This is a genomic window from Levilactobacillus huananensis, assembly GCF_003946145.1.
GTDB lineage: Bacteria > Bacillota > Bacilli > Lactobacillales > Lactobacillaceae > Levilactobacillus > Levilactobacillus huananensis.
On record NZ_RHOC01000010.1, the window covers coordinates 43,402 to 66,657 of the forward strand.

Sequence of the window (23,256 nt, forward strand, 5' to 3'; positions counted from 1 at the left end):
TTTATGCGTAAGAAAACAGTTATTCTGGTGATCTTTGCAATTCTCGGGGGTGTTATGGGAGTGGCTTACCTGCCACGTCTCTGGCATCTTGTCGGCTTAACCAGTCCACTGGTAAATAATGCGTTAGCTAATATCTTAATTGGTGCAATTATATTCCTTATTTTAGGCTTACTATTTGCCGGACTGATTATGTCATTGATTAGCCGTCTCGAATCCTATCTGAATAAGCAGGATCCGATGGTGTTAATCTTCGGGAGCTTGGGTGCTATCATCGGCCTGGCCTTGGCTCTGTTGATTTCTCAGTTTCTGTTCCGAGTTCCCTCATTTTTTATCGGCACGCTGATTCCAGCACTGCTTATGCTGCTCTTCGGCTATCTTGGTTTTCGGATCGGGATGCGCCTCAGCAAGATGCGGGGGGAAGAATGGCGGAACTTGTTCACGCCGCGGAGTAAGAAGGCGACTGAAGAGGATCCTGAGAAGGTATTGGATAAGCCAACGGAACCTAACTTTCACCACTACAAGATTCTGGATACCAACATCTTAATCGATGGTCGGATCTATGATTTGGCGAAGACAGGTTTCCTGGAAGGTACGTTACTGGTTCCTAACTTTGTGCTCTACGAACTTCAGTACATCGCAGATTCTAGCGATTCCATCAAACGGGTTCGGGGACGGCGAGGATTAGACATTCTCAACAAGCTCCAAAACGAACACATCATGCCAATCGAAATGTATGAAGGGGACTATGAAGATATTCCCGAAGTCGATAGCAAGTTGATTCGGCTCGCTAAGGAGAATGGTGGGGTGATCGTCACCAATGATTACAATCTCAACAAGGTCATTCAATTTCAGAATGTGCAAGTCTTGAACATTAATTCATTGGCTAACGCGTTGAAGCCGCGAGTCATTCCAGGTGAGAACCTGCATGTGATGGTGGTGAAGAACGGGACGGAGCGACAACAAGGGGTTGCTTACCTGGATGATGGGACGATGGTCGTCGTTGAAGACGGACGTTACTTCATCAACAAGCAGTTGGATGTGGTCGTTACCAGTGCCATTCAGACTGATGCTGGGCGAATGATTTTCGCCAAGCCAGCTCACTCCAGCAAGAACATTGAAGAAGAGACTCATACCGAAAAGCCCAAGACTGGCGGTAAAGGGACTTCGAAAAAGACGAAGCGATCACGTTAATTGCGATGACTGAGTCCTTTTAAGGGTGTTTACGAGGGCCACCCCTTTATTTTTCGGGGTGAGCATTGTACACTTAATACAATCTGTCATCAGCACTTGGTGACAATAAGTCTAAATTGACGTAAAAATTAGAGAAAGAGGCGCAAACGTTTTGGCAAAGAATTCAATTCGGGTTCGGTACGCACCGAGTCCTACCGGTCATCTGCACATTGGTAATGCCCGGACAGCGATCTTCAACTACTTATTTGCCCGACACAACAAGGGTAAGTTCATTATCAGAATCGAAGACACGGACACTAAACGCAATATCGCGGATGGTGAAAGAAGCCAACTTGACAACTTAAAGTGGTTAGGTTTGGACTGGGATGAAGGTCCCGATGTTGGTGGTGACTACGGTCCCTACCGGCAATCAGAACGTCGTGATATTTATACGCCACTGATCCAACAATTGTTGGATGAAGGCAAGGCCTACGAATCTTACCGGACGGAAGATGAATTACAAGCCGACCGTGAAGCACAGAAAGCACGTAAGGAAATGCCACATTACGAGTACGAATATGCTGGTATGGATGAGGCTGAAAAGCAAGCTGCTATCGACGCCGCTAAGGCTAAGGGCTTGAAGCCAGTTATCCGTTTCCGCGTACCTAAAGATGAAATCTTCGAATGGGATGACATGGTTAAGGGCAATGTTTCCTTTAACTCTGACACCATTGGTGGGGATTTTGTCATTGCTAAGCGTGACGGGATGCCAACCTACAACTTTGCCGTTGTTGTTGACGACCACAAGATGGCTATCAGCCACGTTTTCCGTGGGGACGATCACGTTGCCAACACGCCTAAGCAATTGATGATCTACCAAGCCTTTGGTTGGGAAGCACCTAAGTTCGGGCACATGAGCCTGATCATCAGCAAGGACACTGGGAAAAAGTTATCCAAGCGTGACGAATCTGTTCTGCAATTCATCGAACAATACCGTGACTTGGGTTACTTGCCAGAAGCCATGTTCAACTTCATTCTGTTGTTGGGCTGGTCACCAGTTGGAGAAGATGAAATCTTCAACCGGAAGCAATTCATCAAAATGTATGATGAAACGCGTTTGAGTTCATCACCTGCCACCTTTGACAGTGACAAGTTGGACTGGTTAAATAACCGCTACGTCAAGGATGCCGATGATAGCACCGTCATGGACTTGGCCTTGAAGCAATTGATCAAGGCTGGCAACGTGCCAGCTAATCCAGATACCAGTACAATTGAATGGTCACGTCAATTGATCAACTTGTACAAGCGGCAGATGAGCTACATGGCACAAATCAATGACATGGCTTCGGTCTTCTTCGAAGAACCCGACCAAGTTAGTGGGGAAGCCTTGGAAGAAATCAGTAACGAAACGGCCCCAATTGTTTTGAAGGCCTTCGCCGCTGAAATCGAAAAGCTCGATCTGTTTGACTCGGTCGAGATTTTCCACGTGATTAAGCGGGTTCAAGCACAGACTGGAATCAAGGGTCGTCAACTTTGGATGCCTATCCGGATTGCCGTTACCCATGAAATGCATGGTCCAGAATTACCAGAATCAATTGAATTAGTTGGCCGTGAAACGGCCTTACAACACATTCGCCAAACTCTAGCGCAACTTGAAGGCTAACGATTTGGTAAAGAAGCCGGATGAAGGGCCTATGGCCGTCCATTCGGCTTCTTTGTTATCGGTTGAATATGCTACAATAGACCTATCTTACGCATGGTTTTGGTTTCGGCATTGTTCCTGCCTACCGGTAGTTACTTAACCAGACGACCGTGGCGTTTTAATTCAAGTTACCCGAAAGGAGCCTCGTGATGCTCAAAGTATTCAATACGATGACCCGCCAGAAAGAAACATTTGAACCTATCACTCCCGGCGTGGTGAATATGTACGTCTGTGGGCCAACCGTCTACAACTACATCCATATTGGTAATGCGCGGAGTGCGATTGCCTTTGATACTATCCGCCGTTACTTCGAATATCGCGGCTATCAAGTAAAGTACGTGTCTAACTTTACCGATGTCGATGACAAAATGATTAAACAGGCAAAAAAATTAGGAATTACGGTACCGGAACTTGGGGATCGGTTTATTCAAGCCTTTAAGGAAGACACTGCGCAGCTCAATATTGAACCTGCCACGGTTAATCCACGGGCAACTGATCATATTCCCGAAATCATTGAATTTGTGGAAGCCTTGATTGATAAGGGCTACGCTTATCCAGTCGATGGGGATGTTTATTACCGAGCACACAAGTTCGCCAACTATGGTGAACTGTCCCACCAGAACCTCGATGAACTCGAAGAAGGGGCTTCGCAACATACGGCTGACGAAGAAACTGCCCGTAAGGAAGACCCAGTCGATTTTGCTCTCTGGAAGGGTGCTAAGCCAGGGGAAATTTCCTGGCCATCCCCATGGGGGGCCGGGCGTCCTGGTTGGCACATCGAGTGCTCAGTCATGTCGACACATTTCTTGGGCGATACATTTGATATTCATGGCGGTGGTGAGGACTTGACGTTCCCCCATCACGAGAATGAAATTGCCCAGAGTGAAGCCAAGACCGGTAAGACTTTTGTCCATTACTGGCTACACAATGGCTTCGTGACGGTTGGCGATGAGAATGAGAAGATGAGCAAGTCCCTTGGAAACTTCGTGACAGTGCATGACCTCTTGAAGACTGTTGATGCGCAAACGTTGCGATTCTTCATGGCGACGACCCAATACCGTCGGCCGATCCAATACAGCCAACGGAATCTTGACACCGCGGCACGGAATCTTGAACGTCTGCAAACAGCTTACAATAACATGGGTTACCGGTTGAAGGATGCCGAGACCGGTAATGATCCGAAAGTGGAACAGGAGATTCGTCAGATTACGGCAGACTATATTGATGCCATGGATGACGACTTTAATGTTCAAAATGGGATTGCTGAGGTCCATGATTTGGCCCGTTTAGGGAATGTCTACGCTGAGCGGCCGGTAGTCTTTGCTGGGACGCTCGAATTCATTCGTAAGACGCTCAGCGACCTCTTAGCTGTATTTGGGGTGACCTTTGCGGAAGCGACCGAGTTAGACGATGACCACATTCAAGCATTGATTGACGAACGAATTGAGGCTAGAAATGACCGAAACTTCGAACGCAGCGATGAGATTCGGGAGCAACTTAAGAATCAAGGCATCATTTTGGAAGACACGCCCCAAGGGACGCGCTGGAGAAAGGGAAATTAATGACTGAACAAGCTGAAAAAACTGATTTTCGACAACTAAATGGCGTGGCATTGGCCTACATGGGTGATGCCGCTTATGAGGTTCATATTCGCCAACATCTGATTGAGGCGGGAATTGCTAAGCCCAATCATTTGCAGAAGACGGCGACACACTATGTTTCTGCTAAGGCCCAAGCGGCTCTCATCGCGCTGATGGAGGAAGATAAGATTCTCAGTGATGAAGAATGGACCATGTTCAAGCGTGGACGCAATGCGAAGAGCTACACCCATGCTAAGAATACGGACGTGGTGACTTACCGGATTTCGACGGGATTTGAAGCTCTGATGGGGTATTTGGCTCTCAGTGGTCAGACCGACCGGGTCACCGAGCTGAGTAACTGGTGTATTAAACAAGTGGAAGCGGGGCGGACAAACAAATGAGACCAGAACAAAATGAACCGAAGGACACCGCAGCAGATTTCGTGATTGGCCGACACCCGGCCGTTGCGGCCCTACGGAGCCAACAAACGATTAATAAAGTTTTCTTGCAGAGTGGGTTAAAGGCCGAAGCTATTGATGAAATTCGACAATTAGCGCGTAAGCGTCACTTGGTCATTTCTGAAGTCCCTAAGCAGAAGCTAGACCAACTGACGGATCACCAGAATCACCAAGGGGTAGCCTTAGGTGTGGCGGCCTTTGAGTATGCCAGCATTGACGATCTCTTTGCTAAGGCCGAAGCTGCGGACGAGCCGCCATTCTTCCTGATTTTGGACGGTGTGGAAGATCCCCATAATTTGGGGTCAATCATGCGGACGGCCGATGCCAGTGGCGTTCACGGGATTATTATTCCGAAACGCCGGGCGGTGGGCTTAACCTCTGTGGTTGCCAAGACCTCGACTGGGGCCATCGAAACGGTTCCCGTTGCTCGGGTCACAAACCTGGTTAATACCGTCAAGGACTTGAAGGAACGGGGACTCTGGATCTTCGGAACCGACATGGCCGGAACCGACTATCGGGATTGGAACGCCAAGGGCGCTACAGGTCTGATCATTGGGAACGAAGGCAAGGGAATTTCACGCTTGCTGAAGGAAACGGTTGATGAAACCTTGACCATCCCAATGGTGGGGTCGGTTCAGAGCCTGAATGCCAGTGTGGCGGCTGGACTTCTGATGTATCAAGGGTTCAATTCACGGCACCCCGTACAACACTAATCGTAGAAATGGGCGAGGGATATGAAAGAAGATATTTTAATTGTCGATGCCTATAACATGATCGGCAACTGGCCTGAGCTCAATCGGTTAAAGTTGAAAGACCGGTTACCGGAGGCCAGAGACCAACTCCTGAGTATGTTGGCTAATTACCGTAAATTGCGAGATGCGAAGATCACCGTGGTTTTTGATGCCATGTACGTGCCGGGTATTTCGAAAAGCTATCAGCAATTTGACCTGGAAGTGGTCTGGACAAATCGTGATGAAACGGCGGATAGCTATATTGAAAAGCTAGCCAAGGAGCGGCAGACTCGTTTTACACAAGTCACCGTGGCTACCAGTGATCAGGCCGAACAGTGGACGATCTTCTCGGAGGGCGCCTTGCGGATTCCCGCCGGTGAACTGCTTCGAGATATTGAGCGGGCTAAAAATGAGGTCAAACAGACTGCCCGTGAATTTGCGGACAAGGGACTGGTGCGTAAATCACCTTGGAACGACCAACAACTCTACAAGTTAGAGAAGTTACGTGACCAGATGATGGCCAAGCCAGCACATTCTGAGAAACCAGGACAATAAATAAAACACGCGTTCGCTCGGCGGACGTTAAGCCTTCCTTTAGACTGAAGTTGTAGCTAAAGGGAGGCTTTTTGATTGGAACAAATGACTGATTGGGCACTCTTGACTTTGATTCGCCAGAGTGTGGATTCACCCGCATTAATGGTTTTATTTGACCGTTACCGACCGATCCTCTTACATTTACAGCAACAATACTTTATTCCGGGACACGATAGCGAGGATTGGGAGCAGGAAGCACTACTGGTCTTTTGTCGGGCAACCCTGACATTTTCGCCCCGGCGGTCACCCAATTTTGGAGCCTTCTATCGGCTAATTCTGAGTCATCGGGTTTTTGATCTGATTCGGCAAAGCCAAGCCCAGAAGCGACAAGCAGCGGGACCAGAGGTATCTTTGGAGGACCACCGTGAATATTTAGCCGATACTGTTCCGGACCACCGATTGGCCGTGCGTGAACAACTTGAGATTAAGGAGGCCCTCAGAGTGTTTCCCGGGCGTCTTTCACGTGTTGAAAAGGCCGTTTTTGCGGGCCTAATGCGTGGTGAAACTCCTGCGATAATTGGGGTGCAAGAACAGATGAATCGCCAACAGGTAACAGCCGCGGTTCACCGTTGTCAGGTAAAGCTACGGGAGTTATTGGCCGAATGATTGACGCGACCGGTATTTGATGGTAATCTAATGCAGTATGAGATTGAACATGATTTAATTAAAGGTGGTGGCAAGATGGCTCAGAAGAAGATTGCTTTGGCCTGCTCAGTTTGTGGGTCACGGAATTACACCATCACAGCAAGCGCAACCCGCACGGAACGACTTGAGGTTAAGAAGTTTTGTAAATATTGTGGGAAGTACACGTTACATCGTGAGACCCGTTAATTTAGACTAACAATTCCAACGAACACAGGACATTTTAGGAGGCAACAGCATGCGTTTATTCCGATTTTTTAAATCAGTAGGGCAAGAAATGAAGCAGGTTTCTTGGCCAGGTGTTAAGCAAACACGGCACGATACGGGAACCGTTGTGGGGATTTCTATTCTTTTCTCCATTTTCTTCGCTGTCGTTGACTGGGTCGTGCAGTACGGACTGAAGTTCCTCTCCTAGTGGAATTGTCAGTGGTCAAACACGGTTAAATATGCTATATTGGTAGGTAACAGGAACTTCGACTTGCGCGGAGTTTTTTTTATTTTGCTCGAAAAAGTCAATTATTTAAAGGAGTTGCACCGAACATGGTTGAGTCAGCGGAAAAGCAATGGTACGTCTTGCATACGTACGCCGGATATGAAAACAAGGTTATGGCGAACTTGGAATCCCGGTCAGAATCAATGGGCATGCAGGATAACATCTTCCGGGTTGTTGTCCCAGAAGAAGAAGCCCACGAAGTCAAGAATGGTAAGGATAAGGTCTCAATGGAAAAGACCTTCCCTGGCTACGTCTTGGTGGAAATGGTCATGAGTGATCAGGCTTGGTACGTGGTTCGGAATACCCCTGGGGTTACCGGGTTCTTAGGTTCTCACGGTCAAGGAAGTAAGCCAACACCACTGTTACCAGATGAGGTTGAACGGATCTTGCGTCGTGTCGGCATGTCCGCACGTCACGCCGATCTGGATGTGGCACCTGGTGATTCAGTCACGATTGTCGACGGTGCCTTCAGTGGCCTGGTCGGTAAGATTACCGAAGTTGACAATGAAAAGATGAAGCTTAAGGTGAATATCGACATGTTCGGTCGAGAAACCAGTACCGAATTAAACTTTGATCAAGTTGATCCAATTTTAGGGTAGGCTGACGTCAAGGTCTGTTGATACCCGACCGTAGTTAGGCGGCGGAGCATCTCAGCAATAGTTTAAAATGAACTTGTTGTAGTTAATGAAGTGTGGTATGATTCTCTAGTATGCGTTAGAGCATACAGTTAACGTGGGAGGGGCAAACTAACAGCCCCACTTACCACACACGGACTCAAGGAGGTATTGTCTCGTGGCTAAAAAAGTAGCTAATGTCGTTAAATTACAGATTCCTGCGGGTAAAGCAACCCCAGCTCCCCCAGTTGGACCAGCTTTAGGTCAAGCAGGTATCAACATCATGGGCTTCACTAAGGAATTCAACGCTCGTACCGCTGACCAAGCTGGTATGATCATTCCTGTTGTGATCAGTGTCTATGAAGATCGTTCCTTTGATTTCATTACCAAGACCCCTCCAGCAGCAACGCTGTTGAAGAAGGCCGCTGGTGTTGAAAGTGGTTCCGGCGAACCTAACACGAAGAAGGTTGCTACGGTAACCAAGGATCAAGTTAAGCAAATCGCTGAAACTAAAATGCAAGATCTAAACGCAGCTGATGTTGAAGCAGCTATGCGCATGATTGAAGGTACTGCCCGGAGCATGGGCTTCACGGTCGAAGGTTAAGCTCAGTTTTCGGATAGTCGGACACTTCACGAAAATGAAATGTGTCAAGTGGGAGGTTTATCCGTTACAACCACATTTGCAAGGAGGAATACACAAAAATGGCTAACAAAAGAGGTAAAAAGTACCAAGACGCTGCCAAGCTGGTTGAAGCCGACAAGGTTTACAGCATGGACGACGCCGTGGCATTAGTAAAGAAGATGGATTTCGCTAAGTTTGATGCATCCGTAGAGGTTGCTTTCAAGCTTAACGTTGACACCAAGCAAGCGGACCAACAACTTCGTGGTGCCTTAGTATTACCTAACGGTACTGGTAAGGACACGACTGTTGTTGTATTCGCCAAGGGTGACCAAGCTAAGGCTGCAGAAGCTGCCGGTGCTGACGTCGTTGGTGACCAAGACTTAGTTGAACGTATCCAAGACGGCTGGTTAGACTTTGACGTTGCTATCGCAACGCCAGACATGATGGCCCAAGTTGGTCGTTTAGGCCGGGTCTTAGGACCTAAGGGCTTAATGCCTAACCCTAAGACGGGGACAGTTACGATGAACGTCGAAAAGGCTGTTTCCGATGCTAAGAATGGGCAAGTTACTTACCGGACTGACCGCGACGGTAACGTTGCCGTTCCATTTGGTAAGGTTTCATTCGATGCAGACAAGTTAGCTGGTAACTTAAAGGCTATCGCTGAATTGATTGTTCGTGCACGTCCTGCCGCTGTTCGTGGCACTTACGTTCAACATGTCTCAATCTCTTCAACGTTCGGCCCTAGTGTTGACGTTGACTTGGCATCTATGATTGCCTAAGTTTTATTGAGACTGAAAAAATCCCTAGCCATGCATTGACAGTTTCTGCCAAGTATTGTATGCTATTGAAGTTGTATTTAATAGATCTACCTAAGACTCAGGTGGCCTACTGGCCTTAATTTCCTGCCGAGGCAGAAGTTTACTTAAACTTTTGACTCCTTATGTCTTGGTGGCATAGGGATTTTTTTATCCCACCAAACTACTCTGGGAGGTGAACAATGTGAGTGAACAAGCTATTGCTGTTAAAGCAAAAATCGTTGATGAGGTTGTTGAAAAATTCAACGCTGCCACCAGCGCTGTAGTTGTTGATTACCGTGGTTTAACGGTTGAACAAGCTACTGAATTACGTAAGGAATTACGTGAAGCTGGCGTTCAAATGAACGTCATTAAAAACAAGATTTTGGTTCGAGCTGCTGAAAAAGCTGGTTATGGTGACTTAAATGACATCTTCGCCGGCCCAACTGCTGTTGCCTTCTCTAACGAGGATCCAATTGCTCCTGCTAAGATTTTAAAGAAGTTTGCAGATAGCGTCGATGCCCTTTCTATTAAGGGTGGTTACATCGAAGGCAAGATTGCCTCTGTCGATGAAATCAACGTCTTTGCTACCTTACCTAGCCGTGAAGACCTGCTCTCCATGCTTGCTAGTGAACTTCAAGCACCTGTACGTAACGTGGCCTACGCTATTAAGGCTATCGTTGACAAGGGTGACGAAGGCGACGCAGCCTAAGTACCCGAGAAATACAAAAATAAAACCCAACTATTGGAGGAAAATAACATGGCTTTTGATAAAGATGCTATCATTGCTTCCCTTAAAGAAGCATCCATTACTGACCTTAGCGACTTAGTTAAGGCAATTGAAGACGAATTCGGCGTTTCTGCTGCTGCACCAGTTGCTGCAGCCGGTGCTGCTGGTGGCGATGCTGCCGCAGCCAAGGACTCATTCGACGTTGAATTAACTGAATCTGGTGACGCCAAGGTTAAGGCCATCAAGGCTGTCCGTGAAATCACTGGTTTAGGCTTGAAGGACGCTAAGGGCCTCGTTGACAATGTACCATCTGTCATCAAGGAAGGCGTTTCTGAAGACGAAGCTAACGACATCAAGGAAAAGCTTGAAGCCGTTGGTGGTGTGGTTACGCTTAAGTAGTCACTTTCACTTACGAAAAATCGAAAACGCCATCCTAGGGTGGCGTTTTTTTGTACTTATTTTTCGATCGGATGGTTTAATTTTTAATCGTCGAAATGGATTAACCCTTAATATAATTACCTAATAGCGGGTAATTAGCGGCGATGAACACCATAGAGGAAGTGACGGTCTGGTAGTTGGGTTTATTAAGAAACAGTGGCATTTCTGCCAAAGACTAGTTTTTACCAATACAGTCCTTTATTATATATATAATACGGGCTTTTGGTGTCCAAGTTTCAGGTGACAGGGAGTTGCCTGAGGTGACGAGTTATGGTGCATTTATGGATGAACCGAAATTCTGGTAAGTTGACAGATCTAATCGGGGATAAATTAAACCTAATCACCGGGCTTGCTGTCAGCGCTAGCCTCGTGGGAGTAGACCAAGATTGCGGAAGCATGGCATATAGGAGTGGGGGAAATAAGATTGGCAAGGCTTCATTTGAATCGCAGGTGGCAGAACGTGATAGTAGCGTTCTGTCTGGCCTTTATTTTAGTTGTGGGTGTTTTTGGTTATTGGCAAATCACACCCTTTGGTAATCGGAGCTTGATTTTTAGTGACATGGGGACGCAATATGTCCCCATGCTGACGGATTTTCAACACGCTTTGCGGACATTGGATTTCCGAATGTTTTCGTTTACCCATGTGATGGGAAGTAATTTAGCACCAACGTTAACCTACTATCTCATGAGTCCCTACAACCTCATCGTCCTTCTCTTTAGTCCGGAGAATGTGCCAATGGCGGTGACAATCATCATTATGGCAAAAATCGCTAGTATTGCAGCGACGATGACCTGGTATTTACAGCGGCACTTTGCGACCACGACCCGAATGAGTCTTGTTTTTGGCGTGGCTTTTGCGTTTTGTGGATTCGTTGCGGTGAACTATTTCGATTTGATGTGGTTGGATGCGCTAATCGTCTTACCACTTGTGGCTTTTGGGTTAGACCAACTCGTTCGTGAGTTACGACCAGCTGCCTTTTTCTGGTGGTTACTGGTTAGCATGCTCGTCAATTATTACTTGGGTTATATGACCTGCATCTTCAGTGTTTGCTATTTTATCTATTTATTGGTTATCGACCGACCAGAAGGGGTCAAAACTTGGTGGCAACCGATCAAACGGTTTATGGTAACGGCAATTCTCAGTGGAATTAGCGCGGCTGTTGTCCTGATTCCAACCGGGCTTGGCATGCTGCAAACGGCCAAGGGTGCGCCTTATGCGGCCAATTACCGGGTTGAACCTACATTTGGTCTTGAAGCCTTTGGCCAGTTCATGGTAGGGGGGACCAATAACAGTCAACGGCTGGATCACGCCCCCACACTCTTTGTCTCCAGTGCGATTGTCCTTTTAGTTCTTGTCTACTGGGTTCATCCAGCGATCTCTCGTCGCCACAAATGGGCGGGTGCTGGGTTTTTGACAGTATTATTCCTCGGACTATGGATTCGGTTGTTCAATACCTTCTGGCATCTCATGCAGGCGCCAGCAGGATTTCCATTCAGGAATGTCTTCTTCTTTAGTTTTGTCATGGTCATTTTGGCTTTTGCCGCTTGGCAGGCAGAACCTCGGGAGATTGCGGCAAGGTTTAAATGGCTGTTGCCAGTGGGCCTGGCGGTGTTAGCCGTTGTAGGGTCGTTGCTGATTCCAGTGATGTTGCGGCTTGTGACGGGGCATTCGTCTCGGATGGTGAATTATTATACCAATATTTCACAGGTTCATTGGACAAGTCTGATTTTGGGAATTATTTATCTTTTTGTAACAGCAGCCATCATTTTTGGGACGCGGCGTTTGTGGCGTAAATGGCTGTTGGGAGCTGTTGTGGCGACTGAGGTTGCGGGTAACTTTGTCTTGGCGATGAGTACCAGTGAATTTGGCCATCATGATGTTTATACGCGTAACTACATGCTAGAAAAGCAACAGATGGCGAACGTTCAGGCGCCAAAAGGGCAACTCTATCGTGTGAATAACGAGAACAGTCTCATTAAACGCGCCTTCGAGTCTTCCTATAAGAGCTATAACGACAGCCTGTTGTTTGACTTCTACGGGGTGTCAGGGTATAACTCGACCATCAATAACCGGACGCGAAAAACGATGCATCGGCTAGGTTTGGGGAGCGACAACCCTCGGCGAATTAGTAGTGGGGGTCTTACACCAGTTACAGAAATGTTGTTTGGGGTGAAGACTTCGGTAGAATTGGCAACGATAGGGGCAAACGCTACGGCGAACTCTAGTTATGTCGGCATGGGCTTCGCGGTACCGAAGACCTTAACGCATTTAAAATTAAAGTTCGATGCTTTCGGTAATCAGGAGAAGATCTTACAGGCCTTAAAGCCAAGCAAGACATCTTACTGGTCATCGGCAACTAACAAGGTTGACCAGGTCGAGCATTCGCCATACTGGGATGGACAACCGACCGGGTATACCTACCAACACACGATGTACTTTATTGCTAAAACGGCTGGCCCCATGTATATGTGGGCACCCAATGGGAGCATTAAGTATTCCACAATGTTAGTGGACCACATCCCAGTAGGACCGGAGATTAACATGAATCAGCATACGACATTGATTAACCTAGGAACCTTTAAGGCTGGGCAGCGGGTTCGTGTTCGATTTAGCGCTTATGACCGAGGAGCCGATCTTGGCTTGGAACTTAAGACGTTACGGCAACCGAAGTTTAAACAGGTGGTCAAGACGGTTAAGAAGCATGCGTTGAACTTGCACATCACTGATAGTCATTGGCGAACTGAGTTGACGGGGAATGTCACTGGAACCGCTAAGAAACGTAGACTCTATGTGAGTCTGCCAAATGATGGCGGCTGGCATGCCCAAGTTAATGGCCGCCAAGTGACGCCTAAGCGGATGCTACATGGAATGATGGTCTTGCCAATTAAGGCAGGGAATAACGATATTCGACTGACTTACCGCGTTCCTGGTGGTCGAGCTGGTATCTTGCTTAGTATCGTTGGCATCGTGGCCTTCGCTGGCATGGCGATTTTATGGCGTCGACATGACTACTGGGCATCATTGAAGAATGGCCATTTTAAAAAATAATAAGGACTAGTTGGTCTTTTCGACTAGTGAGTGTGCCTGTCAAAATATTGACAGGCACACTTTTTTTTGGCTCGTTTGGAGAAAATAGCAATCTTTAAGAATCGGTGGCATTTCAGCTTGGGGCTAGCTTTGTGAACGGGAACCGCTTATGCTAATAAAAAAGGGTGAACGGGAGTGAGCAAATGGCCGGAATGGTTTTGGTTGTGGAGGATGATGAGGCCTTATTGAGTTCGTTAACGACGGAACTTCAATTCGAAGATTATACTGTGTTGAATGCCACGGATGGTAAATCGGCACTGACAATTTATGAAAATAACCGGGGACAACTCGATCTGATCCTCTTGGATTGGATGCTCCCAGAGCTGGATGGGCTAGGCGTTCTGCGCCGAATCCGGCGACACGATGATCTACCGGTAATCATGATGACTGCCCGCGATTACGTGGGGGATAAGGTGGCTGGTTTGGATACGGGTGCGGATGATTACATCACCAAGCCCTTTGATATTGAAGAGCTACTGGCCAGAATCCGAGTGATTCTACGCCATCAGCATCATCAAGCGGTAGTGGAGAGCAAGCTACACGTGGGGGATGTTTCCTTAGATACACGGTCACGTCAGGTCTTGCGGCAAGGTCGATTGATTCAGCTGACGCAACGGGAATATGAACTTTTACTTTGCCTGATGAAACATGCCGGACAAACCTTGACCCGAGACGACTTACTTGATGCGGTTTGGGGTGTTGACTTTGAAGGACAACCTAACATTGTGGACGTTTACGTGCGGTATTTGCGGCGGAAGCTTAACGCCGGTCAGGCACCAGAACTGATCCATACGGTACGAGGAGTCGGTTATGTTTTGTCAGCCGACTACGAGGGGTGAGGTCATGGCAATAAAGCAAAAGGCAATGACCACTGCCCGACAGATTCGCCGACGAGTCAACTGGTTGTTAGTCCTGACGACCCTAATCATGGGACTCGCCGTGGTGGGAACCGTGGGATATCAGCTGGTCAAACAGAGTGAACAATCCTCGGTTACACTCATCAAGAGTCTGAAACGTTCTATCATTGATGATCGACCAGATTGGACTTATTGGCGGCGGTACAGTTCAATCAATACTGAGAATACGTATGTCCGCGTTTACAATGTGCATGAGCGGCACCCTAAGAAATATTACTCTCCCAATACTGCGAACTTTTTGAATACGCGGCATTATCAGGCGCCCATCTTTTCGGCGGTGGCTTATACCCCAAATTACGGGCTTACGTACTATCGTGAGGGGGCCCAACATGGTAATCGCCTGCAAATCTGGCTGAATTTAACGCCAATTACGGTGCTCTTGATCTCCGTGATTCTGGTGGTTTTACTAGTGATGGTCTTGGTAATTGTCGTCGGTGGGGCTTACGTTCGGCTGATGGCTCGGCAAATCACGCGGCCGCTAGCGGAATTAAACGGAGCGGCTCAGGAACAGGCTCAGTCGCAAAGTGTCCGGGCCAATTTACCTGTGCCAGATCAACCAGTGGAGGTTCATGAACTGGCTAGTAACTTTAATCAGTTGCTACAAGCATTAAATCAGCACGCCGAGCAAGAGCGGGAGTTCACGTCGAATGCGGCTCACGAACTGCGGACGCCGATTGCGGCGATTCGCAGCCATGTTCAGTTAGTTGAACGGCGTGGGACAGAGCATCCCGAGATAATCCCGAAGTCGATTCACTTTATTGATGAGGAATCGCAACGAATGCAGCGATTGGTGAACGGACTCTTAACTTTGTCACGAGCGGACCGGGGTGTTTTGAAATTAGAAATTATTGACCTTTTCCCGCTAATTAACGAAACAATCGAAGAGGAACGAGCGGTGCTCAAGCAACCGATTCACTTGGAAGGTGTCTCATCATTGGTCGTCAATGGGAATGCAGAGAGTCTTCAACAGGTTCTAACGGCTCTGATTGATAACGCAGGAAAGTATTCGCCTAGTGATCAACCGATCACAATTCGATTGAGCCAAACCGCAACGACGAGCAGCGTCACCATTCAAGATTTCGGCAATGGAATTCCGGATAAGCAAAAAACGCGGATATTCGATCGTTTTTATCGAGTGGACTCCTCGCGAAACCGTAAAATCGGGGGCACTGGATTAGGGCTCGCCATTGTGGCCCAATTGGTCCGGTTGAACCACGGAGAAATTCGGGTGATTGACAATGTTCCACGGGGAAGCCAATTCATCCTTTCATTCTCAGAAAAATAGGGGATTCTGAGAAATTTTCAGATTAATTTCTTTTTAGTCATGTATCAGCAAATGAGGCGTTTAACTATTATGTAGATAATAGTTAAACGCCTTTTATGGCTGAAGGAGGACACAGTATGACCTTAGTTTCTATCATTGTGCCTTGTTATAACGAGCAAGAGAGCATTCCTATCTTTTATCAACGGGTGGACGAGATTTTAAAGAAATTCAAGTCCCAACGAGAAGACTTGAGTTGGGAATATTGGTTCGTTAACGACGGGTCATCGGATGGCACATTAAAGCAAATGACTTATCTACAGGTCGGCCATCCGGATCGTGTCCATTACGTGAATTTCTCACGAAATTTCGGGAAGGAAGCTGCTTTACTAGCAGGCTTGAAGCAGGCCCAAGGGGATTATGTGGCCGTCATGGACGCTGACTTGCAGGATCCACCAGAGCTCCTGCCGACGATGATTGAGACATTGGCTACCTCAGATTATGATGTCGTGGAAACCCAACGGACGGATCGAAGCGGCGAACCTTGGCTGCGTTCGAAGTTGTCACAAGCCTTTTATCACGTGATCAACGGGATCTCTCAGGTTAAGATTCGACCGGGGGCTCGTGACTATCGGTTAATGACTCGTCAAGTGGTTCAAGCCGTGATCGATTTACCTGAAGTGAATCGTTTTTCAAAGGGGATCTTCGGTTGGGTCGGTTTCAAGACCCAGGTTTTAACCTTTGACCATCGTGACCGGGTGGCTGGAAACACTCATTGGTCATTGCGACAACTGTTGGCCTATTCCTTAGAGGGCATTATGGATTATTCGGAGGTTCCGCTGTCGATAGCCTCATGGCTCGGGGGACTGTCCTTCGTGGCGGCTATCTTCGGCATGATTTGGATTGTGGGTCGGGCGCTCCTGTTTGGCAATCCGACTGCTGGCTGGCCATCACTAGTGACGATTATTCTGATGTTGGGTGGTCTGCAATTGCTATGTTTGGGAATTCTGGGGAAGTATGTCAGCAAGATTTATCTAGAAACGAAACGGCGACCACAATATCTGATTAAAGAGAAACGGTAGGGATGACGATGACAACTTCACAACGAAATCAACAATTGGCTTTGGGTTTTCTAGGTCTATTGGGAATTCTAGCCATTTTAGTCAAGATCCAAGCTGGCCTTGTCCTGTGGCTAGATCAGTCAGTGTTGGCAGCCGTGGCCAAATTGGGGCCCCACGTGGGCCTCTGGGAGGCCTTAACGACTCTTGGAAGCCCCATTCTGACGGGCATATTAGCTATTTGCTTAGCAGGGGGACTCTTTTATTGGCGCCAACCCTTGTGGGGCGAAATGGTCGTGATTGGGCTAGTCGGCGGCGATGGACTTCTCTTGATACTAAAGCATCTCCTGAAGCGGCCCCGACCCAGTCTTCAAGTATTGGTCGACAACGGCTTCAGCTTTCCTAGTGGTCACGTTTTTAGCACGACGCTGTTAGCTGCCATGGTCATCACGCTGCTCTGTGGTGTCCTGCGACACAATTGGATCTTTTGGGTAGCCGTGACTATGGTGAGCTTGATCGTACTGGGGGTTATCTTAGGCCGACTGGGATTGCGCAATCATTATCCCACGGATGCCTTAGGGAGCCTCCTATTGGCTGTGGGTTGGTGGTTTCAGGTGATGAGTTTGGGTGAACGGCAATGGGGAAAGTCCCTTGGCGAAAAGTGGGGGGCGTAAGGGATGCGGAAGATTTTGAGAGAACGTCGTTGGCAAAACGTTGGGTTGGCCTTCGGCATAGCGTTGGGATTGATTGCGTTGGTCTTTGCCTTTTGGCATGTGGCCCCATTTGGCGATCATAGTTTGTTAATGAGCGATATGGGGACGCAATATATCCCACTGCTGACGGCTCTCCAACATGCTTTACGGTATCACGTGTTTCATCTTTACACCTTCTCGCAATCGATCGGGGGCGGGGTGGTTCCAACACTAGCCTATTACTTAATGAGTCCCTTTAACTTGATTGTCTTGTTATTTAATGCGGCCAACGTGCCAGTGGCAGCAAGTGTCATTATCATGGCCAAGATCGCGACGATTGCGGCCACCATGACTTGGTTCCTACAAGTCCACTTTAAGACGGGACGGCGCATGAGTCTGGTCTTTGGGCTTACCTTTGCCTTTTGTGGTTTTGTGGCGGTGAACTTCTTCGATCTGATGTGGTTGGATGCCTTGATCGTGTTGCCATTAGTGGCTCATGGAATTGATCGAATTGTGATTGCTCATCGGCCCGCAGCATTTTTCTGGTGGCTGTGGGTGAGCATTATGGTTAACTACTATCTCGGCTACATGACCTGCTTGTTTAGCGTTTGTTATGTTATTTATTGTCTGGCAGAACGGTCAATTGCTATCAAAGATTGGTGGCGACCAGTGACACGATTCGTTGTGACGGCAGCCCTGAGTGGGGCGAGTGCTGCATTGCTTCTGGTTCCCACGGGGATTGGCATGCTTCAAACGGCTAAAGGAACTGCAAAGGTACTTAACTTTCGGGTCGTTCCAGAATTCGGTCCCGAGTTCTTCACGCAGTTCGGCCTTGGCGCGACTAATGACACCCAACGACTGATGCATGCGCCCACCGTGTTTGTTTCGAGTGCCGTTGCCTTGCTAGTTCTCGTTTACTTTGTGCATCCCAAGTTTTCGCGACGACAAAAACTGTCGGCACTGGGCTTACTTGGCGCCTTATTTATCGGAATGTGGTTGCGGATATTGAATACGGCATGGCACCTGATGCAGGCGCCTGCTGGTTTTCCCTTCCGTAACGTGTTTTTCTTTAGCTTTGTCATGGTGATGCTAGCCTTTGCAGCTTGGCAGGCCGAACCGGGAAAGATCGCCCCAAAATGGCAGCGGGGACTGCCTTTTGTCCAAGCGATCTTGGCTGTCGGTGGGGCGATGGCGATTCCGGTTATGTTACGACTCGTTTCAGGTCGTTCGCCGAAGCTGACGAGCTACTACGGCTTGATCCAACGGGTTCATTGGGGAAGTCTGGGATTAGCCACGGTTTATGTCTTCGTGACAGCGCTCGTCATCTTTGGAACTCGCCGCCGATTACGGCAAGCCTTGGTCGGTGCGGTTGTCATCAATGAAGTTGGGGGGGATTTTATTCTGGCGATGAGCACCAGTAAGTTTGGGAGTCAGGCGGCTTATGCCAGTGCTTACCAGGTAGAAAACCAACAGATGAGTCAGATTAACGATCCGGATGGTCAGCTATATCGCGTTCAACATGAAAACACCTTGATCAATCAGGCCTATCAATCGGCTTATAAGAATTATAATGATAGCCTCCTCTTCAACTTTCACGGGGTATCTGGCTATAATTCGACCCTGAATGAACGAACTCGGCAGACGTTGCAACGCCTGGGGCTGTTTAGCGACAATGTCCGCCGGATTAGTTCAGTGGGGCTAACACCGGTAACGAATATGCTGTTCGGGGTTAAGCAGACTGGCCAGTTGACGACGACTGGTAACACTGTTCATCCTGCACCAGGATTTGTGGGGATGGGATTTGCCACGTCTTCAGCCTTGACGACCGTGCAACTCTCGGCAGATGCATTGGTTAATCAGGAGGCCGTGCTTCAGGCAATTCGGCCCAGTGCCACGCTGTACTGGGCGCTGGCAACACAACAGAAAGATCACATGAAGATTGTCCATACGGTTAAAGGGGTGCCAACCAAATACATCTATCACCACGTCTTGTCCCTGACGGCCAAGGCCAATGGCCCCATGTATCTCTGGGCCCAGAATGGCAAAACCAAGTATTCGACGATGCGGGTCAATAGGAAGTTTGTCACGCCAGAGACGAATGCCAATGGGGAGTCGGCGTTGATTAAATTGGGAACCTTTAAAACCGGTGACACAGTCAAGGTTCAGTTTGGGGCACGGTATCCGATTGCGATGTATGGGACACGTGTGATGTCGTTACGGCAGACAAAATTCGATCAGGCTGTGACCAGTGTTAAGCGTCAGACTTTAGCGATTCATACGGTGGCAAGCCACTTTCAGACACAACTGAGTGGGCAGGTTCAGGGGACCGCTCAGAAGAATTGGCTGTATCTGAGCCTGGCCAATGATTCTGGTTGGCAAGCTTGGGTCAATGGCAAACAGGTGGCAACCAAGCGTGTCCTTTATGGGTTGACGGCAATTCCAATTACGGTTGGGAACAATCGAATTAAGCTCGTCTATCATGTGCCTGGTGGTCGTTTAGGCAGGTTGCTGTCGCTGGCTGGATTCGTAGGCTTCGCAGTTGTCGCTGAATTCTGGCGGCATAAAGATGGTCATCAGAGTCGGGAAAATAAGGGGTCAAATTAATGGGGAAAGTCGGATTACGAAAACCAATTCGACGACGGACGATCACACTGGTGACCGTCCTTTTTTGATGTGTCGCTGTCGTTTCTTAACAGATTCGTAAGAATTTCTGCAGGGTTCTCTAAACTGGTAAAGCTATGGTAACCTTGATTACAACTCATATGGATCGTGCCATATATCTTTCATGGGCGATTTCAAAATAAATCGGGCAACGTCTCAAGGCTTTTTAAATCTTAGCGTGGGGACGCAAGGTTAGTCAGGTGACTTAACGGGGATATTCGGACAGTCACTTGATTGGTTTTTGGGGAAACGATTGCGATAATAAAGAACTACAGGGGGGAAATTATAATGGGGAAAAGAGTCTGGGATTTTATACAGAAGCGCTTAACGTGGATCAAAGGAATCTTCTTCTTATCGATCCTGTTATTTATCATTCGTGAAGTCGGTCGAGTCGGTCGCGAGATTAGCGGTGAACAGGTTCAAAGCGAACTGGCGTCTCTGAGTTGGGGGACGTTAGGACTCCTAATGGTCGGGGGCTTCATTGCCGTTCTACCCATGTTGGTCTATGACTTTACGATTGTTGAATTCTTACCCGGCGATTTCTCTACGGGGTATATTATTCGTAGTGGTTGGGTAACCAATACCTTTACGAACCTCATGGGGATGGGGGGCATCCTTGGCGCCAGTCTCCGGGCAAACTTTTATTCGCGCTCGGCGTCGAAGAAACAGGTGCTCTACGCCATCTCTAAAATTGCGTTATTCCTTCTGTCTGGACTTTCGTTAGCTTGTTGGGTCGCATTGATTTGTCTTTTTGGCTTTGACGTCGGTCGGCCCTTCCAGGGCTACTGGATCTGGCTATTGGGTGGTGGCCTATACTTCCCTGGACTCTTCCTTTTTACGCGCTTTAGCGATAATGATTTCTTCAAGGATCTGACGTGGTCACGCGAGCTCAAACTCATTGGGGGCTCAACGTTAGAGTGGGGAAGCTGCGCGCTTTTCTTCCTAGCGATCGGCTGGGCGCTACATATGCCAATTCCTTTGATTGCGGTTTTCCCAATGTTTGTGGTGGCCTCGGTTGCTGGGGTTGTGTCGATGATTCCTGGGGGACTGGGGTCATTTGATGTCTTCATGATCTTAGGACTGGGACTGTTGGGTGTCGGCCGCGCGGATGCTGCTGGGTGGTTAATTCTGTATCGACTGTTCTATTACTTCCTGCCATTTGGGGTGGGTGTGGGCCTCTTTGTTCACGATGCTGGGCGCAAGATCAACACCTTTCTCAATGGGTTACCAGTCGCGGTCATTCGTCGCAGTGCCCATCTCTTCGTGACCATCTTTATGTACTTCTCCGGAATTATGATGTTACTGTACGCAACCATTCCAGATGTTGTCTTAATGAATACGTTCTATATTCGCTTGGTCCCTTACATGTTTTACTTTTTGGACCAGGTTTCCAATATCATCATGGCCTTCCTGCTCATTGGGCTAGCCCGGGGTGTCGGGGCTCGTGTCAAATTGGCCTACTGGCCGACGATGGTCGTGTTGGTCATCGCGATCGGCAATACACTTTGGCGGGAAAACTTTCCAGGTGGGTTGGCCGTTTTACTAGGGATCGTCCTACTTTGTCTGATTCTGGCCCGACCAGAACTTTACCGCCAAGGATTTCATTATTCATGGGGTGGGTTATTAGTCGATGGGATCATCTTTGTGGGAACCTTCGTGGTTTACACGATTCTCGGCATTTCGACGTTTCGGGTGCAACACCATCATTCCTGGCTCCCTAAGACCTGGCTCTTTCCATCGACACAGGTCTGGTTAAATGGTCTGGGTGGCCTGCTGGTGGCCCTGTTAATTCTCGGAGGGATATACCGGTATTTAGCCAAGCCAGAGCCAAAATGGCTTCATACACCGTTTGATGCTGATAGAATCCGTGGGATCATCAAACGATTCGGGGGTAATGAAATCAGCCATCTGGCCTTCTTGCAGGACAAACAAGTCTATTACTATCAAGAAGAGGGGGAGGATCAGCTGTTTTTCCTGTTTCGGCAGAGTGCCGATAAGCTTCTGGTGATGGGAGAGCCTATCGGAAACCAAGAGCTTATTGGGCCGGCACTACAAGCCTTCATGCACGATGCGGATCAGGCTGGGTTACGGCCGGTCTTCTATGAAATCACAGAAAAACTGACGTTACGGCTCCATGAGATGGGGTTTGACTTCATCAAGGTTGGTGAAGAAGGTCATGTTGATCTGGCAACTTTCAATCTGGCTGGCAAGGCCCATCGTGGTGAACGATCAGTGGTGAATAAGTTCCACCGTGAAGGTTATACTTGTGAGTTGCTACAGCCGCCATTGAGCGATGAAAACTATCAAAAACTAAAAACCATTTCTGATGCTTGGTTGGGAGATGCTGCGGAAAAAGGCTTCTCCATGGGATTCTTCGATCGGCGCTACTTGGATGAATCTCCGGTAGCAGTTATGCGTGACGCGTCGGGTGAAATTCAAGCCTTCGCAAACCTCATGCCGACCGGTGAACATGTGATGACGTCTATCGACTTGATGCGTGAGAGTCCGCATGCACCTTCGGGAATCATGGATGGGCTGTTCGTCTTTCTCTTCGATCTGTGTCGCGATGAGGGTTATCAAACCTTTAATCTGGGGATGGCGCCGTTGTCTAATGTCGGGCTATCCGAGTTCAGTTTCATTGAGGAACGACTGGCTCATCTTATTTACGAATACGGGTCCAGTATTTACAGTTTCCAGGGCTTGCGTGCCTACAAAGAGAAGTATGTGACGACTTGGCAACCAAAGTATCTGGCCTATCGGCGTCGGGCCTCGTTGGTCTTCACCATGTTGCAGTTGGTCTTGGCCATCAACCGTCGCGCAACCACTGCGACCACCAAGTTGGTGCCGCGTTGGATGAGTGGCTGGTTAACGGATGAGATTGATTGGAATCAGAAGTAAACCTTAAATGGATATGAAAAAGAGGTGTGCCAGTTGTGAAGTGCAATAGAAAAGTTAGACAAATAGTAATTTAATTTATGCTACTGAGGCTTGAATCCTATAATTTATAGGAC

At 48.1% G+C, this 23,256-nt stretch carries 21 protein-coding genes and 1 other annotated feature; all 21 genes read left to right on the forward strand.

Translation table 11 applies throughout. The features are described from left to right. Positions 1-3 precede the first annotated feature (3 nt). Positions 4-1,191: a PIN/TRAM domain-containing protein gene (locus EKM71_RS08510; protein ID WP_125574176.1), complete on the forward strand. Its 1,188-nt coding sequence runs from the start codon at positions 4-6 to the stop codon at positions 1,189-1,191. Between the two features lie 151 nt (positions 1,192-1,342). Further along, entirely contained in the window at positions 1,343-2,833 is a 1,491-nt protein-coding gene (gene gltX / locus EKM71_RS08515; RefSeq protein WP_125574177.1) for a glutamate--tRNA ligase, read from the forward strand. 188 nt (positions 2,834-3,021) lie between these two features. Beyond that, positions 3,022-4,434 carry a cysteine--tRNA ligase gene (gene cysS, locus EKM71_RS08520; RefSeq protein ID WP_125574178.1) on the forward strand — a complete coding sequence of 471 codons (1,413 nt, stop codon included), beginning with the start codon at positions 3,022-3,024 and terminating at the stop codon, positions 4,432-4,434. Then, a complete protein-coding gene (locus EKM71_RS08525) occupies positions 4,434-4,853 on the forward strand; it encodes a Mini-ribonuclease 3 (protein WP_125574179.1) in 420 nt (139 codons plus the stop codon). The genes cysS and EKM71_RS08525 overlap by 1 nt, the downstream gene beginning before the upstream one ends. After that, on the forward strand, positions 4,850-5,623 hold the full coding sequence (rlmB, locus tag EKM71_RS08530; RefSeq protein ID WP_125574180.1) for a 23S rRNA (guanosine(2251)-2'-O)-methyltransferase RlmB: 774 nt from the start codon (positions 4,850-4,852) through the stop codon (positions 5,621-5,623). The genes EKM71_RS08525 and rlmB overlap by 4 nt, the downstream gene beginning before the upstream one ends. A gap of 21 nt (positions 5,624-5,644) precedes the next feature. Next, complete coding sequence (locus EKM71_RS08535) at positions 5,645-6,196, forward strand: NYN domain-containing protein (RefSeq protein ID WP_125574181.1); 552 nt, start codon at positions 5,645-5,647, stop codon at positions 6,194-6,196. 84 nt (positions 6,197-6,280) lie between these two features. Continuing rightward, positions 6,281-6,841 carry a sigma-70 family RNA polymerase sigma factor gene (locus EKM71_RS08540; RefSeq protein ID WP_225418024.1) on the forward strand — a complete coding sequence of 187 codons (561 nt, stop codon included), beginning with the start codon at positions 6,281-6,283 and terminating at the stop codon, positions 6,839-6,841. 75 nt (positions 6,842-6,916) lie between these two features. Then, a complete protein-coding gene (gene rpmG, locus EKM71_RS08545) occupies positions 6,917-7,066 on the forward strand; it encodes a 50S ribosomal protein L33 (protein ID WP_083488483.1) in 150 nt (49 codons plus the stop codon). Between the two features lie 49 nt (positions 7,067-7,115). Next, positions 7,116-7,292, forward strand: coding sequence for a preprotein translocase subunit SecE (gene secE / locus EKM71_RS08550; protein ID WP_057877849.1), 177 nt, complete (start codon positions 7,116-7,118; stop codon positions 7,290-7,292). A gap of 125 nt (positions 7,293-7,417) precedes the next feature. Then, the gene (gene nusG / locus EKM71_RS08555; protein ID WP_125574183.1) at positions 7,418-7,969 is read left to right on the forward strand and encodes a transcription termination/antitermination protein NusG; all 552 of its coding nucleotides are present in this window, start codon (positions 7,418-7,420) and stop codon (positions 7,967-7,969) included. Between the two features lie 193 nt (positions 7,970-8,162). Beyond that, positions 8,163-8,588: a 50S ribosomal protein L11 gene (rplK, locus tag EKM71_RS08560; RefSeq protein WP_020088139.1), complete on the forward strand. Its 426-nt coding sequence runs from the start codon at positions 8,163-8,165 to the stop codon at positions 8,586-8,588. A 98-nt stretch (positions 8,589-8,686) separates the two neighbouring features. Beyond that, positions 8,687-9,385: a 50S ribosomal protein L1 gene (gene rplA, locus EKM71_RS08565; protein WP_125574184.1), complete on the forward strand. Its 699-nt coding sequence runs from the start codon at positions 8,687-8,689 to the stop codon at positions 9,383-9,385. A gap of 71 nt (positions 9,386-9,456) precedes the next feature. Then, positions 9,457-9,581, forward strand: a sequence feature (ribosomal protein L10 leader region). Positions 9,582-9,605: 24 nt separating this feature from the next. After that, complete coding sequence (gene rplJ, locus EKM71_RS08570) at positions 9,606-10,112, forward strand: 50S ribosomal protein L10 (protein WP_125574185.1); 507 nt, start codon at positions 9,606-9,608, stop codon at positions 10,110-10,112. A gap of 48 nt (positions 10,113-10,160) precedes the next feature. Beyond that, positions 10,161-10,529: a 50S ribosomal protein L7/L12 gene (gene rplL, locus EKM71_RS08575; RefSeq protein WP_057877845.1), complete on the forward strand. Its 369-nt coding sequence runs from the start codon at positions 10,161-10,163 to the stop codon at positions 10,527-10,529. Positions 10,530-10,992: 463 nt separating this feature from the next. Beyond that, complete coding sequence (locus EKM71_RS08580; protein WP_164504766.1) at positions 10,993-13,617, forward strand: YfhO family protein; 2,625 nt, start codon at positions 10,993-10,995, stop codon at positions 13,615-13,617. A 182-nt stretch (positions 13,618-13,799) separates the two neighbouring features. Further along, on the forward strand, positions 13,800-14,495 hold the full coding sequence (locus tag EKM71_RS08585) for a response regulator transcription factor (protein ID WP_125574187.1): 696 nt from the start codon (positions 13,800-13,802) through the stop codon (positions 14,493-14,495). Between the two features lie 4 nt (positions 14,496-14,499). Next, complete coding sequence (locus EKM71_RS08590; RefSeq protein ID WP_125574188.1) at positions 14,500-15,858, forward strand: sensor histidine kinase; 1,359 nt, start codon at positions 14,500-14,502, stop codon at positions 15,856-15,858. Between the two features lie 116 nt (positions 15,859-15,974). Beyond that, positions 15,975-16,916 carry a glycosyltransferase family 2 protein gene (locus EKM71_RS08595; protein ID WP_125574189.1) on the forward strand — a complete coding sequence of 314 codons (942 nt, stop codon included), beginning with the start codon at positions 15,975-15,977 and terminating at the stop codon, positions 16,914-16,916. Between the two features lie 8 nt (positions 16,917-16,924). Beyond that, complete coding sequence (locus tag EKM71_RS08600) at positions 16,925-17,566, forward strand: phosphatase PAP2 family protein (RefSeq protein WP_164504767.1); 642 nt, start codon at positions 16,925-16,927, stop codon at positions 17,564-17,566. 3 nt (positions 17,567-17,569) lie between these two features. After that, positions 17,570-20,188 carry a YfhO family protein gene (locus tag EKM71_RS08605; protein WP_125574191.1) on the forward strand — a complete coding sequence of 873 codons (2,619 nt, stop codon included), beginning with the start codon at positions 17,570-17,572 and terminating at the stop codon, positions 20,186-20,188. A gap of 345 nt (positions 20,189-20,533) precedes the next feature. Next, positions 20,534-23,143: a bifunctional lysylphosphatidylglycerol flippase/synthetase MprF gene (gene mprF, locus EKM71_RS08610; protein ID WP_125574192.1), complete on the forward strand. Its 2,610-nt coding sequence runs from the start codon at positions 20,534-20,536 to the stop codon at positions 23,141-23,143. The last annotated feature ends 113 nt before the right edge of the window (positions 23,144-23,256 follow it).